Source organism: Acinetobacter sp. P1332 (assembly GCF_044057475.1).
Classification (GTDB): Bacteria; Pseudomonadota; Gammaproteobacteria; order Pseudomonadales; family Moraxellaceae; genus Acinetobacter; species Acinetobacter johnsonii.
The window spans coordinates 3,408,318-3,426,465 of sequence record NZ_CP171157.1 but is presented as its reverse complement, the minus strand read 5'-3'; the positions used below and the strand labels follow the sequence as shown (position 1 = coordinate 3,426,465).

Genomic DNA, 18,148 nt, shown 5'->3' with positions numbered 1-18,148 from the left:
CTTAATTCCTAAATTAAACTATTGAGGAATAGCAATGAATATCAACCTCACATTGATTGGCCAAGCGATTGCATTTGCGATGTTTGTCGCATTCTGCATGAAATTTGTATGGCCACCACTAATCAATGCGATTAGTGAGCGTCAGCGTAAAATCGCTGATGGCTTAAACGCTGCTGAAAAAGCAAAAGCTGATCTTGCGGATGCGCAAGCTCAAGTGAAAGCTGAATTAGATGCAGCGAAAGCGCAAGCGGCTCAATTGATCGAACAAGCGAACCGTCGCGGTGCACAATTGGTAGAAGAAGCTCGTACTCAAGCGTCAGCTGAAGGTGAGCGTATTCGTCAACAAGCAAAAGAAGCTGTTGATACAGAAATCAATTCTGCCCGTGAAGAATTACGTCAACAAGTTGCTGATCTTGCAGTAACAGGTGCTGAGAAAATTCTTAGCCAAAAAGTTGATGCTGAAGCTCACAATGCCATGCTGACTCAGCTGGCTGCTAAACTTTAAGAGAGGCGGATTATGGCTGAACTCTTGACGTTGGCACGCCCGTACGCTAAAGCAGCATTTGCTTACGCTTCTGAGCAAAATGCAACTGACTCTTGGTCATCTGCATTGAACTTGCTCAGTGCTGCGGTGCAAGACGAAGCATTTTCAGCTTTCTTAACTCGCCCTGAGCTTACTCCTGCTGAGCAGGTAAGTCTTTTTGCAAAAGTATTAGGCGAAGACCAAACTGCAGCAGTGTCAAACTTTTTGACATTGCTTGCTGAAAACAACCGTTTGGCGCTTCTTCCTGAAATTTCTGCTGAATACGAGCAGCTCAAATCACAGAATAACAATACTGTGGATGTAGTGATTGAATCTGCATTCCCATTGACTTCTGTACAAGAACAATTACTTGCACATGCTTTAGAGAAAAAATTCGAAGCTGCGGTAAATGTTTCTGTAGAAGTTAAACCAGAGCTTATTGCTGGTGTTGTTATTCGTGCAGGCGACCAAGTGATAGATGATTCTGCGCTTAACAAGCTAGAAAAAATGCGGACTCGTCTTCTTGCTTAATTGCATATGAAGACTGAACTTTAAAAAGATTGAGGTATAGCGCAATGCAACAACTGAATCCATCCGAGATCAGTGCGCTCATTAAACAGCGTATCGGCGATCTGGACACCAGCGCGACCGCTAAAAACGAAGGGACCATTGTTATGGTTTCCGACGGTATTGTGCGTATTCACGGCCTTGCTGATGCAATGTACGGTGAAATGATCGAATTCGACGGCGGCTTATACGGTATGGCACTGAACCTAGAACAGGATTCAGTGGGCGTCGTTGTTTTAGGTAACTACTTAAGCCTTCAAGAAGGTCAAAAAGCGCGTTGCACAGGTCGTGTATTAGAAGTTCCGGTTGGTCCAGAACTTTTAGGCCGTGTAGTAGATGCTTTGGGTAACCCAATTGATGGTAAAGGCCCAATTGATGCAAAATTAACTGATGCTGTTGAAAAAGTAGCACCAGGCGTAATTTGGCGTCAATCAGTGGATCAACCTGTACAAACTGGTTATAAATCAGTAGATACAATGATCCCTGTAGGCCGTGGTCAGCGTGAGTTGATCATTGGTGACCGTCAAACTGGTAAAACAGCAATGGCGATCGATGCGATCATCGCTCAGAAAAACTCTGGCATTAAATGTGTATACGTAGCAATTGGTCAAAAACAATCGACTATTGCTAACGTTGTGCGCAAGCTAGAAGAAACTGGTGCTATGGCGTATACCACTGTTGTAGCAGCAGCTGCAGCCGATCCAGCAGCAATGTTGTACTTGGCTCCATACTCTGGCTGTACAATGGGTGAATACTTCCGTGACCGCGGTGAAGATGCACTAATCATTTATGATGATTTGTCTAAGCAAGCTGTTGCTTACCGTCAAATTTCATTGTTATTACGTCGTCCACCAGGTCGCGAAGCGTATCCAGGTGACGTATTCTATCTTCACTCTCGTCTTCTTGAGCGTGCTTCGCGCGTTTCTGCTGACTATGTTGAGAAATTCACGAATGGTGAAGTTAAAGGCCAAACTGGTTCATTAACTGCATTGCCAATCATTGAAACTCAAGCGGGTGACGTATCTGCATTCGTACCAACGAACGTAATTTCGATCACTGACGGTCAGATCTTCCTTGAAACATCATTATTCAACGCAGGTATTCGTCCTGCTGTGAACGCGGGTATCTCTGTATCTCGTGTTGGTGGTTCAGCGCAGACTAAGATCATTAAAAAATTGTCTGGTGGTATCCGTACTGCTTTGGCGCAATACCGTGAATTGGCAGCGTTTGCTCAGTTCGCTTCTGACCTTGATGAAGCGACTCGTAAGCAACTTGAACATGGTCAACGTGTAACTGAATTAATGAAGCAAAAACAATATGCTCCATATTCAATTGCTGACCAAGCTGTTTCAATTTATGCATCTAACGAAGGCTACATGGCTGACGTTGAAGTGAAGAAAATCGTAGATTTTGATGCTGCGTTAATCTCTTACTTCCGTTCAGAAAATGCTGCGTTAATGCAAAACATCGATGAAACTGGTGATTACAACAAAGACATCGAAGCTGCAATCAAAGCAGGTATTGAAAGCTTTAAAGCGACTCAAACTTACTAATTTCAACTTCAGTTGGATTTAGTTTTGGTTTGGTTCACGGATCAACCTTCGAGGGCTCGAAAGGGCCTTCGAATACTAGGTTAAGCGTATGGCAAATTTAAAAGAAATTCGCGCCAAAGTAGCTAGTATCAAAAGCACGCAGAAAATTACTCGCGCGATGCAGATGGTAGCAGCTTCTAAGATGCGTCGTGCGCAAGAGCGCATGGCTCAAGGCCGTCCGTATGCCGAAAATATGCACCGTGTAATTGCTCACTTGGTTCAAGCGAATCCTGAATACAAACACCGTTATATGGTTGAACGCCCGGTAAAGCGCGTTGGCTATATCATTGTGTCTTCAGATCGTGGCCTTGCTGGTGGTTTGAACATTAACTTGTTCAAAAAAGTGGTTAAACACGTCCAACAGCAACAAGAGCAGTCAATTGAAGTTCAATTTGCTTTAATTGGTCAAAAAGCGGTTTCGTTTTTTAAAAACTACGGCGGTAAAGTGCTGGGTGCTACGACAAATGTCGGTGATACACCAAGCCTTGAACAGTTATCTGGTTCTGTACAGGTGATGTTAGACGCATTTGATAAAGGCGAGTTAGATCGTATTTATCTTGTGTCAAACGGCTTTGTCAATGCCATGACTCAAAATCAAAAAATCGAACAACTTGTTCCTTTAGCAACTGCTGAAGAAAACAAGACCCTTAACCGTCAATACGGTTGGGATTATATCTATGAGCCTGAAGCTGAAGAGCTTTTAAATGGCTTATTGGTTCGTTATATCGAGTCTGTGGTATATCAAGGCGTGATCGAAAACATCGCGTGTGAGCAGTCAGCTCGTATGGTTGCAATGAAAGCTGCAACGGACAACGCAGGTGATTTGATCAAGAGCCTACAACTTATTTATAACAAGCTGCGTCAAGCCGCGATTACTCAGGAAATTTCTGAGATCGTTGGTGGTGCCGCTGCCGTTTAACATTATTTTGAATTGAGGAGACAGCAATGAGTAGCGGTCGTATCATTCAGATCATCGGCGCGGTTATCGACGTCGAGTTTGAACGTAACAGCGTTCCTAAGATCTATGACGCTCTCCACGTTGATGGCACTGAAACTACATTAGAAGTTCAGCAACAACTTGGTGATGGCGTAGTTCGTACTATTGCAATGGGTTCTACTGAAGGCCTTAAGCGTGGTTTGAACGTAACGAATACTAACGCTCCAATCTCTGTACCAGTGGGTACAGCGACTTTGGGTCGTATCATGGACGTTCTTGGTCGCCCAATCGACGAAGCTGGTCCAGTTGCGACTGAAGCGCGTTTGCCGATTCACCGTCAAGCACCTTCTTATGCTGAACAAGCAGCTTCTACTGACCTTTTAGAAACTGGTATTAAAGTCATCGACTTACTATGCCCGTTCGCTAAAGGTGGTAAAGTTGGTCTGTTCGGTGGTGCCGGTGTTGGTAAAACTGTAAACATGATGGAGTTGATCAACAACATCGCTAAAGCGCACTCAGGTTTATCTGTGTTCGCTGGTGTTGGTGAGCGTACTCGTGAAGGTAACGACTTCTATCACGAGATGAAAGACTCAAACGTTCTAGACAAAGTAGCAATGGTCTACGGTCAGATGAACGAGCCACCGGGGAACCGTTTACGCGTAGCGTTGACTGGTTTGACTATGGCTGAGTACTTCCGTGACGAGAAAGACGAAAACGGCAAAGGCCGTGACGTACTATTGTTCGTAGACAACATCTACCGTTATACACTAGCAGGTACTGAAGTATCAGCACTTCTAGGTCGTATGCCATCTGCAGTAGGTTACCAACCGACACTTGCAGAAGAGATGGGTGTTCTTCAAGAACGTATTACATCGACTAAGTCTGGTTCGATTACGTCAATCCAAGCGGTATACGTACCTGCCGATGACTTAACAGATCCATCGCCTGCAACTACGTTTGCTCACTTAGACGCAACTGTAGTATTGAGCCGTGACATCGCATCTTCTGGTATTTACCCAGCGATCGATCCACTTGACTCAACTTCACGTCAGTTAGATCCACTAGTAGTGGGTGCTGAGCATTACGAGATTGCTCGTTCAGTTCAAAACGTTCTTCAACGTTATAAAGAATTGAAAGACATCATCGCGATTCTTGGTATGGACGAACTTGCAGAAGAAGATAAGTTGACTGTTTACCGTGCGCGTAAAATTCAACGTTTCTTCTCTCAACCGTTCCACGTAGCTGAAGTGTTTACTGGTGCTCCTGGTAAACTTGTACCGCTTAAAGAAACGATTCGTGGCTTTAAAGGTCTTTTAGCTGGTGAATATGACCACATTCCAGAACAAGCGTTCTATATGGTTGGTGGTATTGACGAAGTAATTGCTAAAGCTGAGAAACTTTAATTAGTTACCTAATTTAGGAGATTCTCATGTCGACTATGCAGTGTGATGTTGTAAGTGTTCAAGAGTCTTTGTACTCTGGCACTGTAACGATGCTAATTGCTAAAGGTGCTGGTGGTGAATTAGGTATTATGCCTGGTCACACGCCACTAGTAACTTTACTCAAGCCGGGTACAATCCGTGTTCTGCTTGAAAACGGTACAGAAGAGTTAATCTATGTATCTGGTGGTGTTTTAGAAGTTCAACCGCATGTTGTTACGGTTCTTGCAGATACTGCAGTCCGTGCAGAAAACTTAGATGAAGCAGCAATTCTTGAAGCGCGTAAACACGCTGAACAATTGCTTGCAAATCAAAAGAGCGACTTGGACTCGGCTGCTGCTTTGGCTGCTCTTGCAGAAACTGCTGCTCAGTTGGAAACCATCCGCAAAATCAAAAACCGCGCTCAATAAGAGACGGTTTGAGATTAAAAAGCCACCGAAAGGTGGCTTTTTTTATGTCTGTTGATAAAAATGCGTCAATTGCTTATTTCATAATGAGTTTGTTGGTTTCTTAGTTCTCATTGTTCAAATGGACTGGATTGGTCTGCTGCATACGAGCAATCTTTGTTTTGCATGATAGTGCTTCGTCTTTTAACTGTACGCTTGCTTGTAGAATATTTTGAATACACAATTTTTAAAACTCATCTGAATCAATGCTCCTATGCTTGATATATTTCGTTAAGCAAGGATATAGCTATCTAAAGTTGCATATCTTTTATTCAACAGAAGTTATATTTTGAAAGCTTCTCTGTAAGCGAAGATGAAGATGAACCTGATAGCGCATGAATCCCACTTTTGGGAACTTTATCAAGATTTTGAGCATTATTATCTGAGTATCGCAGTCGATATGAGTTCAGTGGTGTCGTGTTGGGACTTGGTACTGACTTCAGAAGAAATATTACAATATGAACATCGAGGTCGCGTGAGTATTCAGGAGCTGACCAAAGCCATGATTGACGCAGCTTATAAGGGTGATTTTTCAATGATGGAAGCACGTTTAGCCAAGCCATATGAGCGTCACGCCATGCAAAAGGCTTTTAAAGAATGGTTAGCACAGAGCAAAACTCAGGAACAGTCTTCTTTTTGATGAGCTATGAGCTTAAGGCATTGTTTTAAAATTATTTTAAAAAGCTCTGACGCAATTGGCTGAACATCATGCGGCTAACGCTATTGTGTTGAGTCTCAATCAACTTTTTGATTTGCTCAACTTGAGGTTCATCTTCAGGAATCACAATCTCTGGATCGATTTCGATATCCGAATTGGACATGGTATTGGACGGTTGTACCCGCAAATTTGAAGATGGGTGTTCGGCATGCCAAAGCTGTGTTTCGAGTGACATGATGTACTTATATTCATCGGTATTGGGGTTAAACCGCTTATATAGTCTCAGGTCTTGCATTGCATCTTGACGGCTTCGGTCAGGCATATCTGTTTCGACTGCCAACCATTCAGAGAGAACCGGACGAATTTCATGTTGCATCAGTTGGTAATAAAGCCAATCGCTGAGCAGGCTATGATCGATGTCAGACAGATATGGGCTGTTGTGTTGCAGCAATTGTTGTAAGTGTTCGAGAACCAAAACTTCTTGCTTTTGTAAGGCATAGCGCGCTTCAGCATCAAATTGTTGGTATTCTTCGGCTGGAATTTCAGTGAAATGTTGTTGTTCAACGAAGGCATCTACAATATGCGTTTGGAATAAGGTATTCCATTGCTCTAGCGTATGAATTTCGAGCTGTTGTAGCTCTTTAAACGCTTTGCTTTGATAGCGGCTGAGCTGCAGGCGCTGAATATTTTGCTGGTTGAACTCAATTTTTTGTTTGATGTATTCAGCATAAGCACCTTGTTGTTTGGGGCTGACAGGGCTTACAACATCGACCAAAAGTAACTGCTGCTGTTGTTTGTATTTGAGCCAGTCCTGAATACGTTGAACTTCTTTATGCTCTTTAGAAAAAAACTGTGTTAAGTGTGGCGTCGTTTTTTCAGGCATTAAAAAGTGCATCCCGCCAAAGACGATGATTGCTAAACAGGCGATCACAAGAATGACTTTTTTCATTATAAAAATGTTTTTCTGTGTTTCTTATTTGTACATGGTAGCCTAAAAATGAGAAATAGTTAATGTTTTTTCATTAAAGCTTCAAATCTGTATGGGTAAAATTGAAAATTCACCTTGCCCAAGAATACGAACTTTATACAGTGCATCAAAGCCTTCAGCATAGTGTGGTGGTTCAAATTTTTGAGCGGTGGCTCTGATCCCGACTTCGGGAATGCAGGCTTTGCCTTCACGTAAGTGGTTGCGTTCCAGTGCACCTTTAAGCTCAGTCTCAAAGAAATAGCCAACAATTTCAAAGCCTGCGGCCTGAGCATTGGCAATATAACGCGCCCGATCGGCTAGCGTAGGGTTGGTATTATCAATCACCATTTTGGTTTTTGAGGCCAGTCCTGCTTCAAAAATGATTTTTTCACGATGCCGTGTTTTCAGCATATCGAGGTTGATGCGCAAATGGCTATGTGCCAAATTCAACAGATAATAGCTCGATTTTCCCGAAGCTTGGATGCCCATAAAAATAATCAGCTGCATGTGTGAAATCGTGCCTCAATCAAAGTAGGAAAAAACGGTTGTAGTCATTTTCTCCTACTCTATTGCTGAAAGCACCACTATTTAAATGTTTTAAGATTGGTTTGTGTTTGAGCTATCATTCTCAGCTTGCTGAGGAATCATCATTGAAGCCAATTTCAACATTTCAGATTGAATAGTGCCCATTTGCTGTTGCATCTTTTTAAAGTCGACTTGGCTAAAATCCACCTGTCCATTTAAAAAAGGTGAAGCTAAGACTTGTTGGTTGGCAGACAGTAATTTTTCACGGATATCATTGATTTCTTGGGTTTTAAGATTCAGACTATTCAAGGCATTATTGAAACCTGTGAGCTGTTGTTGTAACGCTGTCGCGGCGTGTTGCAACTGTTGCTGATCGTGCTGTTCAATTGCGGACTGCAAGTCACTTTGGGTTTCTTGCAGCTGAGTGACATATTCGCCTGCTTTTAATTGCATATCTGCAACATCACGCACGATATAGAGCATGTTGCCACTTTTCAGTTCAGCTTTTTCAGGGCTTTGTGTATTCGCTGATTGGTGTTGCTCAGATGACTCAGTCTGGATGTCTTGCTGATTCGGCTCTGTTGCTTGCTCACAGCCAATAAGTAGGATGCCTGAACTAAACAGTGCAAAAGGAAGAACTAAGTTTTGTAAAAGCTTTTTCATCATCAAATCAATATTGGGCTATGTGTTTTTTAATATAAGGGCAAAATGTGTAGATAATATGCTGGGTTTCAAAGTCATAACAAAACTTTTTAAAACAAAAAAAGAGTGCCTGAGCACTCTTCATTTACAGCAGTTTAACCAGCAATGATTTTAATGATGGAATGGTTGCGAATGTCTGTCAGTACATAGTCGCCATTCACTTTAATCCACTGTTGGTTTTTACCCGGTTTGCTGAGTTTTTTGTATTTTTGGTGATCTACTTTATAGGCATTGCTATGGTAAACGCTTGGGAGTTTTTGACCTGCTTTCCAGTCTTGAGATGGACGCTTGGCTTTCTTTACAGTGGCTTGAGTTGGCTGTTGATGGCCATTCGATGTGTGCTGTTGCGCATGTCCGTATGACTGAGCTGCGTGATGTTGCTGATGTTGTTCTTGTGGTGCTGCTAGTGCAGGCAGGGCAATCCATGCGGTTGAGATAGATAAAATAGCTGCTTTTATAAAGGTATTCATGAGCTTCACTTTTGGTTGTCTTGAGCGAATAGATGCATCATAGAGTGAAGTATTTGATTGATCGTGAATGAAGTGTTGTAAAATCATCAAAATAACGAAGGAATCATGAAGATCGAACCGATTCGAGTGCCATTATTCATTTAAAAAATAAAATATAAGCAGCCGTTAAATCTGACTGCTTATAAACAGCTTCCGGCTTATTTGGCCAATTCAGCATTGATAGCATCGACAATACGCGGATCATTGGCCGTAATGTCTGGTGCAAAACGCGCAACCACTTCGCCATTTTTATTGATTAAGAATTTCTCAAAGTTCCACAGCACTTCAGGTGGTTCGTTCGGTGTTAAACCATAGTCCACCAAGTCTTTCCACCAAGGGCCTTCACCAATGCGTTCAGGCACCGCTTGGGTGAGCGTTTCATATAACGGATGCTTATCATCCCCAGCAACCGAGATTTTTGAAAAAAGCGGGAAATCCACTTGATAGTTTAAAGAGCAGAATTCTTGAATTTCAGCGTCTGAACCCGGTTCTTGTGCCAAGAAATTGTTGGCAGGAAAACCTAGAATCTCTAAACCCTGTGATTTTTTGTCTTGATAGAGTTTTTCTAAACCTTCGTACTGCGGTGTGAGGCCACATTTAGATGCCACATTCACCACCAAGAGAACTTTACCTTGGTATTGGTTTAAGTTGATGTCTTCACCCTGAATGGATTTGACTGGAATATTATAAATCGAAGTGCTCATTTGCGTGTCCTTATACGATGTGCATTTTATTGTGTTGGAAGCGTTCGACAAAGTCACGCCCATTTGCGGATTGATCGCAACAAAAAAGCAAGCCAAGGCTTGCTTTAAAGGGTAGGGAGGTCATTAAGACGCTGGAGCCGCTTTGACTTTCGCTTCCAAAGCCGTTACGTCAGCAATGATCGATTTCTGCAATTCAGTGGCTTTGTTTTGTAGTTCGGTGATTTTCGCACTATCTGGCGTTGTTTTTGTACTTTCTTTGGTGAGCTCTACACCCAGATCATTGGCGTCCTGCATTTTTTCACGTAAAGCATCTACTTCAGCACTTTTTAAGGTTAAGGCATCTAATTCATCATTAAATTGCTTTACATAGGTTTCTGTTTTTTCAACCATGGCTTTAATTTGAGTGGGATCCTTTTTCTCTAAGGTTGCACTCACTTCTTTTTGAAACGTGGCGGCTTCTTGAGCTTTGGCATTCGATAGCGTTTGTACGGCTAACAAATCGGCTTGAATATCGGCAATATTGTTATTGCTGTGATTAGCAACGATAGTTGTTGCTTCGGTTGAGGTCGCTTCAGATGCAGACGTTGTTTGTTCAACGGCTGGCTCAGTTCCTTTTTTTTCGCACGCAGCCAAAGTAAGTGTGGCCATACAAACTGTGGTTAAAAGTAACTTTTTCATAACGACATCCTTCTATCGGGAAATATGTTTTTGTAGGCCAGAGTTTAAGAGCAATGACCAATCAATTAAAAAATACGTTCGCTAGAACAGCATCAATACGATGCAGAGATCGTTGACATTGTTCTATGGTGTTTTTGTAGAGTGAAGCTGCTGAAATACATCAATTTATTGAAATGTATAGTTTTATATTGTCTTAATATTATGTTTTTTATGAAGTTTATATTTTAAGATAAATGTATCAATTATGTGTGATACCCAAATGATATTCGAATACATCATAAAAATGTTTTACCATTCATTTAAATTTTGCAAACAAAAGCTAAACGGGAAAAAGAATGAGTACCACACCACAACGTATGTATTGGGCTTTGAGTCTGCCTATCATTGCCGTACTCATTTGGTCGATCAATATTGTCGTTACGCGTTATGTAGCTGATTTCATTTCGCCAGTCAGTATTAGTTTTTATCGGTGGTTCTTTGCCTTCATTCTGTTAACGCCTTTTGTCGTGCGACCATTATGTCGGCAGTGGGCATTGATCCGAGCGCATTTGGGGCAGTTGGCAGTGCTAAGTGCATTTGGCCTAGTGTTGTATCAGGGCTTAGCCTACACCGCAGCGCACTATACGACCGCGACCAATATGGGACTGATTAATGCCTTTATTCCGATCTTTACCATTTTTGTTTCACTGCTGATCTTAAAAGATATTCCAAATCGTTTTGCGATGATCGGGAGTATTTTATCTTTTGCAGGTTTGGTTTATATCATTGGGCAGGGCAATCTTGCAGGCTTAGTTCAATCGGGTGGGCATTTGGGTGATGTCCTGATGGTGGTTGCGGTATTCTTCTATGCCTTTTACGGGGTGTTTTTAAAAAAGTGGCAATTGCAAATTCCCTTGATGTTGAGCCTCTATGTACAGATCTTTTTTGCACTGCTTTACCATTTACCTTTCATTGTCTATTTCGGTCTCGATTCAATCAATAGTCAAAATGCGGCAAGTGTCATGTATGCCAGCATTTTCCCTTCCTTAGTTGCACCTTTACTGTGGATGTTGGCCATTACCCATTTAGGGCCGAATCGAACCAGTATTTTTATGAACTTGATGCCGGTCTTTACCGCAGTGATTGCCTATGTCTGGTTGAAAGAGGCGTGGACGATTTATCATACGGTCGGTGGAGTGGTCATTATCTGTGGTATTTTACTTGCACAGCGTAAAACAGCATTAAAAACGCCACCTTTAGCAAACTCGATGGATTGATATTGATTAAAAAATGGCCATTTAAATTCTTTTTTTAATAGAATAATTCATTAATAAGTTAATTTATTAATGCTATTTTAGATGATGAATGTATTTAATGTATGCAAAAGCTGATTAAAAATAGGTAGATAATTTGAATTACAATTTAATTATCTCCATTAATCAGCGTTTTAACGCTGTTTTTAATATAAAAAATCTATTTGTTTAGAAATGCAATTTGCTACATAATACGCGCACTGCAAACTTAGGCCAATGTCAAAACGGGTATTAAGTGTTTGCTCATCAGTTTTCAGACCCTCTGGATGTGATTACACATCCTTTTTTATGCTCAGCCATCCCTATATGGCTGAGCTTTTTTTTATCTATTTTTCAGTAAAAATCCTGAGAAAGAGCATGCTTTTAAGCACGAACCACGGCTCCAGTTTCGGCATCGAGTATGCGACTCGGTTCTTGGCTCAAGCCTAGGTCACCATTCAGATAATTCACTTGTTGCGCAAAGTAGTGATTGGCATCTTGTAGTGAACGAGCAGGTGGCAATCCAGCGGGGTTGGCACTGGTTGAGACAATAAAGCCTTGAAAGGCATTGCAAAGCGCCACACAAATCGGATGTGTGGTTACCCGTACAGCAACTTTAGGGTGATTGCCTTTAATCCATGTTGGAATATGTTCATTTGCAGGTAACAACCACGTGGTTGCGCGTTCTGATGGACTGCGATCGCTCCAGCTGTCGATCACTTGTTGACGGATGTGGGGATCTAAATGTTCTAAAAGCGGTTCAACTTGAGCAATTTGCCCAGCCAGTAATATTACCCCTTTTTCAATCGGGCGTTGCTTAATCTGCAAAATATCTAGAAAAGCCTGTTCGTTATACGGATCACAGCCTAAACCCCATACTGCTTCTGTTGGATATGCTAAAACTTGACCTTGTTTTAAACATTGCGCCGCTTCAGTCACAGAGGTGGTAATCATTACACTTTGTACCTTTTATTGATTCATAAAGGGTTATTGTGAACCTTATTGGTTGGAACGGCAACGCAGATAATTGCCAGCCTGTTGTTGTGCGAGTCCTAAAATCTCCAGTTCCATTAACTGGCTAGTGAGTGTGGCAATATCGATGTTAAGTTTGAAATTAAGTTGATCCATATTTTGTCCAACCCAATCCAGTTGATTATAAAGTTCGAGTAAATCAGATGGGATCTCAATACTAGCACTTGGGGTGGTTTCTTGTGACTGGGATTGGCTATGCCATTGAGTGGGGAGTGCCAAGTCTTCAATGATTTGCTCAGGATGATCGACCAAAATCGCCCCTTCTCGGATCAGTTGATGACAACCTTGATGGTGTTCGCTGTAAATATGACCGGGAATCGCAAAAATCGTCTTGCCTTGTTCAGCAGCAGATTTGGCTGTGCCAAGAGAGCCACTTTTGAGTGCGGCTTCTGCAACCACAACTCCTAAACTCAATGCACTGACGATGCGGTTTCGCCGTGGGAAATTACGTTTTAAAGGCGGGGTTTGAGGTAAAAACTCAGTAATAATACAGCCATTATTTTCTAATATTTGCGTACGCAGTGTTTGATGTTGGGAAGGATAGGTGAGATCTAAGCCCGTGCCCATCACCGCAATGGTACGTTGATGTTTTAATCCGCCCTGATGTGCTGCAGCATCAATGCCTTCAGCTAAACCACTGCAAATATAAAAGCCTTTCTCGGCGAGATAATAAGCAAAGTCATAAGCCACTTGCTTGCCGTGCGGACTGGGTTTTCGACTGCCGACGATAGCAACTTGAGGCTGGAGTAGACTTTGTGGATTGCCCTGACCAAATAAAATCGGTGGTCGGTCAGCATAGGGCAGCAGCTGCGAGGGATAATGACTTTCAGTATCAAGCAAAATAAAATCACAACTGGCTTGGACGTCCTGCAGTAAAGTTTGTAATTTGATTTGTCCAGCAGGTGTTTGAATTTCTACGACACGTTGTAGATGACTTTTGTGTAAGCCGAGATTTGGCCAGATCTGATGATTGGAGGCAGCAACAGCTTTTGTGCTTGTGCCAAAATGCTGCTGTAGTTTTTGAAAGCTCGATAAAGAATGCTGAACCAAATACCACAGGGTGATTGTTGCAATCTGTTCATGTGATAAAGAGTTCAGCATATATACACCTTAAGGCAACGGATTATTCATCCACGACAGAGGGAGAAAGTTTCGCGCCCAAGTTCATTGGTAGTTCGCTGTCGAGCACATAAGCATAGCTGACACGATCAAAGGTTTTAAAGACCATGATGTTGCCGATACGCTCCGTTGGAAGGGTCAGTTTTTCATTGGTTTTCGGATCACGAATTTCTTGACCCTTTTGACTAACCGAGAATACATAACCCGATTGAACGCCATCCACTGTGCCACGGTCAATGGTTACAACTGAATGCTTCGCAGCTAGACCAATCGAACCTTGAACACGAATCACTTGTCCACCATCAGTCACATCTTGTGCATGTGTTGGGTAAAACAAGGTTGGAAGCATGGCGTCGTATTCAGGCAGTACGCGATAACCACGACGTACTTCAGAATTATACGAGTCTGTGATTTCTAAGGTGGACATATCATTTTCACCACGAATGGCAATGGCTGAGCCAACCTGAGTCAATTCTAGACCTAGATTTTGTTTTTTACCCTCTGCATCCGTCACAATGTACGGTTCGCCTTCACGGTAAATCGCGTAGCGTTGACCGACTTCAATGCCTTGGCCACGTGCATAAACGGTTTGACCTTTACCTGCAATCACACGCTGATCGGCAGCACCAATGATATACGGTGTACCTTCCAAAGATTCCTCTGAAAGAATAGTGCTGTGTTCAAGCCAGTTTTTAATGTATTCCAGTGGAATGACAGGAATAGCATTGTTTAAAGACTCAACCCGTGCTTGAGGTTGAAGTTTAGTGCCGCCTGTATAACGACGAATAATCCCTTCACAGCCATCGCCTTCATCTTTACCAATAATTGGACGACCTTCATAGGTACACATCAATAAACGATCACCCGGGAAAATCCAATGCGGATTTTTGACGTGTCTATTGCTAGCCCAAATTTCAGGCCAACGCACAGGATTGTTTAGGAAACGTTTAGAAATATCCCACAGGGTATCGCCTTTTTTCACCACATAAACATTCGGTGCATTGGCTTTTAAAGCAGGAGGATTGTAATTTCGTGTAGGTGCAGCTTGAGCTGTTGAAGTGACGCCAGCGCCAACACTTACGCAAACCGCAAGTGCTAACATGTGTTGCTTAAACCCCAAGGCACTAAAAGATGGCATGCCCATAAAAACCTTTTTCATTATCATAATTCCTAAAATTATGTATGTAGTTGCGTTATAATAACGATATTACACACATTTTTTTGATCAAGCATTCCCTTCATTTGGTTTTTTGATCAATGGCATAATTGAGGACGCAGTATGGCCTTATTACCTATTTTAAGTTTTCCTGATCCCCGTCTTCGTACCATTGCAGAACCCGTCGAAGAAGTTACTGATGAAATTCGTCAGCTGGCTGCAGATATGTTTGAAACCATGTATGAAGCGCCAGGCATTGGACTTGCCGCGACACAAGTTGATCGTCATATTCAGTTGATTGTCATGGACTTATCTGAACATAAAGATCAACCTTTGGTATTCATTAACCCCAAAGTTACCCCATTGACTGAAGAAACGCAGCCCTATGAAGAAGGCTGCCTATCAGTTCCCCAAATATACGACAAAGTTGAGCGCCCGTCACGCGTAAAGATCGAAGCAATTAACCTTGAAGGTCAAGCATTTGAGATCGAAGCTGACGAACTTCTCGCTGTTTGCATTCAACATGAAATGGATCACTTAAATGGCAAATTGTTCGTCGACTATTTGTCACCACTGAAGCGTCAACGCGCACGTGAAAAAGTGGAAAAATTGACCCGGCAGCGCCAAAAAGACAAAGTGGCTGTGAAACGCGGTTAATTTTTTTTGCTTAAAAATCATCTTTAAAGTGAGCCCAATTTCGATTGGGCTTTGTTATACTGGCCGCGTTCTCAATTCGGATGGAATGGATTGTTTTTTAGAGCTGCGTTGCTACTGTCTTGTGTAGCCGTGTTTTTACAGATTGCTGTTTTTTTACAGCCTTTACTACCGACGCAATATCAAATTGCGCCGGTCTGTGAAACCATTTCGCGTGCGCTTTTACTCAAACCAGTTGAACATCTCAGTTCTCATGCTGAAAAGCATTCCACACATCAGCATGAAATGCAGGCTCAGCATGAACTCAGTTCACAACCTGCTGAACACAATCATCATGATGCAAGTCATCAATGCCAATACTGTACGGTGTATGGCAATCTCGTGTTGCCGCCTGATTTAGAGTTAAAAGCGGTACTTGACCGTATTCAAGTCCGTTTAATTGCATTCCAAAAAGCCTTTGCGCATGTTTGGTTTGCACTGCAACAACTCTTCTTACTGCCTCAAGGGCGAGCACCGCCACTGTTTGTATAAACCTAGACATATATTTTCGGGTCTTAACGGACTCTAGCCTAGTTGTATTTATAGATTCAGTGAGAATAAAAATGGCTCAGCCTACATTCTTTTTACAGCCTCTTGCGGCTGCGATTTCTCTTGCTTGTTTTTCAAGTGTAGTATTTGCCGCTGAAGCAGACAGTGCGCACATTTTAGCACCTATCGTGGTGACGGCTCAGCAGGGCAATGATGCCCATGGTCTGATTGTACATGCCGACCCTAAACAACCCACTCAGCCGATTCCTGCGGTTGATGGTGCAGCCTACCTACAAAGTATTGTGGGTTTTAACCAAATCAAAAATGGCGGGGCGAATGGTGACGTCACCTTCCGTGGTATGTTTGGCTCACGTATTAAAATTCTCACCGATGGTACGGAAAATTTAGGCGCATGCCCAGGTCGTATGGATAATCCAGCTTCTTATGTCTCCCCTGAAAGCTACGACAAAATCACAGTCGTAAAAGGGCCACAAACCGTTCAGTATGCGCATACTGGCTCAGCCGCAACCGTTATCTTTGAACGTGAGCCTGAGCAGCTCACTTCGGCGAAACCTTATCGTGGGCAAGCCAGTGCCATGCTTGGTTCTTACGGTCGTTTGGATCAGAATGTTGAAGCCGCTGTTGGTGATGAAACGAAATATGCACGTTTAAATGCCAACCGTTCGATTGCAGATAGTTATCAAGATGGAGCTGGCAATACGGTTCCGTCCGATTGGGAAAAGTGGAATGCAGATCTTGCGCTGGGCTGGACTCCAAATGAGGACACATGGATAGAGCTGAAAGGTGGGAAGAGTGATGGTGAGGCAGTCTATGCTGGACGTAGCATGGATGGCTCTAAGTTTGCTCGTGAAAGTCTAGGTTTACATGTTGAAAAGAAAAACATTGGCGAGGTGATCAAGAAAGTCGAAGCGCAGGTGGACTATAGCTATAACGATCATGTCATGGATAATTTTAGTTTGCGAAAATTTAATCCCGCAGATGGTATGTCAATGCCGATGGCTTCAAATGTTGCTCGTAGGACTTTAAATGCACGGGTTGCTATGACGCAGGACTGGGGAAAATTGCAACTTATTTCAGGTATTGATAGTCAAAAAAATGAGCACACTAAACGTAGTGGTAGCTTAATGTCTCCTTATCAAAATAAAGCTCGTGTCGGAGATATGGATTTTGAGTCTTATGGGGCTTTCGGTGAGCTGAGTTATGCATTCAATGATCAGCATAAACTGGTGACAGGTGCACGCCTCGATCAAGCGAAGATCGATAACTTAGCCACTGATACAGAGCGTAAAGAAACCCTGCCAAGTGGTTTTATTCGAATTGAAAGTGAACTTGCGGAACATGTTAAAACTTACGCAGGTTTGGGTTATGTGGAGCGTGTGCCTGATTATTGGGAATTGTTTAGTACCAAATACCATCAAAGTACAGGTACGACCTTTGCCGATTTAGAGAATGAAAAAACCGCGCAGTTTGATGCAGGTTATCAATATGAACAGGGTGCATTTAAATCATGGGCTTCAGTTTATGCAGGCTTAATTCAAGACTATATATTAGTTAAATATGTACCCGTGATTTCTATGGGTAAAACGAAATATGAAGCTCGTAGCCGAAATGTCGATGCAACCATTGCCGGTGCTGAAGTAGGTGTGGCTTACCAGTTGACGGATCAAATTCAAGCGGATATCAGTGCCATGTATGCGTGGGGTGAAAATACAACGGATCACACCGCTTTACCGCAAATTGCACCATTAGAAGGGCGTTTCAATCTACGTTATGTGCAAGAGAAATATAATCTTGGTTTGTTATGGCGTGTGGTGGCAGCACAAGATCGTACCAGTTATCGAGAAGGCAATATCATTGGATACGATTTAGAAGACAGTAAAAGTTTTGGAACTTTGTCTTTAAATGGGACTTATAATATCCAAAAAGATTTAGACCTTTCAGTCGGAATAGATAATGTGCTGAATAAAAACTATGCCGAGCATTTGAATAAACTTGGAAGTTCAGGTTTTGATTATGCTGCAACCGAACAATTCAATAATATTGGACGTAATTATTGGGCGCGTATCAGTATGAAGTTCTAAACATGTTGAGATGATCGGAAACAGCCATTCTAGAAATAG

At 42.4% G+C, this 18,148-nt stretch carries 20 protein-coding genes; 11 read left to right on the top strand and 9 right to left on the bottom strand.

The genetic code is table 11. From position 1 onward, the window contains the following. Positions 1-34: 34 nt before the first annotated feature. The 7 genes from ACFN7Z_RS16795 to ACFN7Z_RS16765 all read left to right on the top strand — a co-directional run bounded on the left by ACFN7Z_RS16795 (position 35) and on the right by ACFN7Z_RS16765 (position 6,144). On the top strand, positions 35-505 hold the full coding sequence (locus tag ACFN7Z_RS16795) for a F0F1 ATP synthase subunit B (protein WP_004684420.1): 471 nt from the start codon (positions 35-37) through the stop codon (positions 503-505). A 12-nt stretch (positions 506-517) separates the two neighbouring features. Next, a complete protein-coding gene (locus ACFN7Z_RS16790) occupies positions 518-1,054 on the top strand; it encodes a F0F1 ATP synthase subunit delta (protein ID WP_004984037.1) in 537 nt (178 codons plus the stop codon). 44 nt (positions 1,055-1,098) lie between these two features. Continuing rightward, entirely contained in the window at positions 1,099-2,643 is a 1,545-nt protein-coding gene (atpA, locus tag ACFN7Z_RS16785) for a F0F1 ATP synthase subunit alpha (protein WP_004684423.1), read from the top strand. An 88-nt stretch (positions 2,644-2,731) separates the two neighbouring features. Continuing rightward, complete coding sequence (gene atpG, locus ACFN7Z_RS16780) at positions 2,732-3,601, top strand: F0F1 ATP synthase subunit gamma (protein ID WP_004984038.1); 870 nt, start codon at positions 2,732-2,734, stop codon at positions 3,599-3,601. A 26-nt stretch (positions 3,602-3,627) separates the two neighbouring features. Beyond that, a complete protein-coding gene (gene atpD, locus ACFN7Z_RS16775; RefSeq protein ID WP_004684425.1) occupies positions 3,628-5,022 on the top strand; it encodes a F0F1 ATP synthase subunit beta in 1,395 nt (464 codons plus the stop codon). Positions 5,023-5,048: 26 nt separating this feature from the next. Beyond that, positions 5,049-5,468, top strand: a complete 420-nt coding sequence (locus ACFN7Z_RS16770) for a F0F1 ATP synthase subunit epsilon (protein ID WP_010325652.1) — start codon at positions 5,049-5,051, stop codon at positions 5,466-5,468. Positions 5,469-5,823: 355 nt separating this feature from the next. Further along, positions 5,824-6,144: a hypothetical protein gene (locus tag ACFN7Z_RS16765; RefSeq protein WP_010325653.1), complete on the top strand. Its 321-nt coding sequence runs from the start codon at positions 5,824-5,826 to the stop codon at positions 6,142-6,144. 31 nt (positions 6,145-6,175) lie between these two features. On the opposite strand, the gene ACFN7Z_RS16760 is transcribed toward ACFN7Z_RS16765, so the two are convergent. The 6 genes from ACFN7Z_RS16760 to ACFN7Z_RS16735 form a co-directional block, all read right to left on the bottom strand. Next, positions 6,176-7,111: a hypothetical protein gene (locus tag ACFN7Z_RS16760; protein WP_010325654.1), complete on the bottom strand. Its 936-nt coding sequence runs from the start codon at positions 7,109-7,111 to the stop codon at positions 6,176-6,178. Between the two features lie 81 nt (positions 7,112-7,192). Continuing rightward, the gene (locus ACFN7Z_RS16755; RefSeq protein WP_010325655.1) at positions 7,193-7,636 is read right to left on the bottom strand and encodes an AAA family ATPase; all 444 of its coding nucleotides are present in this window, start codon (positions 7,634-7,636) and stop codon (positions 7,193-7,195) included. Between the two features lie 90 nt (positions 7,637-7,726). Next, positions 7,727-8,317: a hypothetical protein gene (locus ACFN7Z_RS16750; RefSeq protein ID WP_010325656.1), complete on the bottom strand. Its 591-nt coding sequence runs from the start codon at positions 8,315-8,317 to the stop codon at positions 7,727-7,729. Positions 8,318-8,451: 134 nt separating this feature from the next. Continuing rightward, positions 8,452-8,826, bottom strand: coding sequence for an RcnB family protein (locus tag ACFN7Z_RS16745; protein WP_029574920.1), 375 nt, complete (start codon positions 8,824-8,826; stop codon positions 8,452-8,454). A gap of 197 nt (positions 8,827-9,023) precedes the next feature. After that, positions 9,024-9,569 carry a glutathione peroxidase gene (locus ACFN7Z_RS16740; protein WP_004984048.1) on the bottom strand — a complete coding sequence of 182 codons (546 nt, stop codon included), beginning with the start codon at positions 9,567-9,569 and terminating at the stop codon, positions 9,024-9,026. A gap of 123 nt (positions 9,570-9,692) precedes the next feature. Beyond that, complete coding sequence (locus tag ACFN7Z_RS16735; protein ID WP_010325658.1) at positions 9,693-10,247, bottom strand: hypothetical protein; 555 nt, start codon at positions 10,245-10,247, stop codon at positions 9,693-9,695. Positions 10,248-10,582: 335 nt separating this feature from the next. On the opposite strand from ACFN7Z_RS16735, the gene ACFN7Z_RS16730 reads away from it, so the two are divergent. After that, a complete protein-coding gene (locus ACFN7Z_RS16730) occupies positions 10,583-11,503 on the top strand; it encodes a DMT family transporter (RefSeq protein ID WP_010325659.1) in 921 nt (306 codons plus the stop codon). Positions 11,504-11,902: 399 nt separating this feature from the next. Here the strand turns inward: ACFN7Z_RS16730 and ACFN7Z_RS16725 are convergent, their stop codons facing one another. From ACFN7Z_RS16725 to ACFN7Z_RS16715, 3 genes are read right to left on the bottom strand one after another with little or no spacing between them, the layout of a single operon-like run. Then, a complete protein-coding gene (locus tag ACFN7Z_RS16725) occupies positions 11,903-12,472 on the bottom strand; it encodes an L-threonylcarbamoyladenylate synthase (RefSeq protein ID WP_010325660.1) in 570 nt (189 codons plus the stop codon). A gap of 45 nt (positions 12,473-12,517) precedes the next feature. Beyond that, positions 12,518-13,651, bottom strand: a complete 1,134-nt coding sequence (dprA, locus tag ACFN7Z_RS16720) for a DNA-processing protein DprA (protein ID WP_010325661.1) — start codon at positions 13,649-13,651, stop codon at positions 12,518-12,520. Between the two features lie 22 nt (positions 13,652-13,673). After that, complete coding sequence (locus ACFN7Z_RS16715) at positions 13,674-14,828, bottom strand: LysM peptidoglycan-binding domain-containing protein (RefSeq protein WP_010325662.1); 1,155 nt, start codon at positions 14,826-14,828, stop codon at positions 13,674-13,676. A 120-nt stretch (positions 14,829-14,948) separates the two neighbouring features. Between ACFN7Z_RS16715 and def the strand changes: the two genes are divergently transcribed. The 3 genes from def to ACFN7Z_RS16700 all read left to right on the top strand — a co-directional run bounded on the left by def (position 14,949) and on the right by ACFN7Z_RS16700 (position 18,109). Continuing rightward, entirely contained in the window at positions 14,949-15,482 is a 534-nt protein-coding gene (gene def, locus ACFN7Z_RS16710; RefSeq protein ID WP_004684452.1) for a peptide deformylase, read from the top strand. 90 nt (positions 15,483-15,572) lie between these two features. Continuing rightward, on the top strand, positions 15,573-16,010 hold the full coding sequence (locus tag ACFN7Z_RS16705) for a DUF2946 family protein (protein ID WP_010325663.1): 438 nt from the start codon (positions 15,573-15,575) through the stop codon (positions 16,008-16,010). Between the two features lie 71 nt (positions 16,011-16,081). Continuing rightward, positions 16,082-18,109 (top strand): TonB-dependent copper receptor, encoded by a 2,028-nt coding sequence (locus ACFN7Z_RS16700; RefSeq protein WP_010325664.1) that lies wholly within the window; start codon positions 16,082-16,084, stop codon positions 18,107-18,109. Positions 18,110-18,148 lie beyond the last annotated feature (39 nt).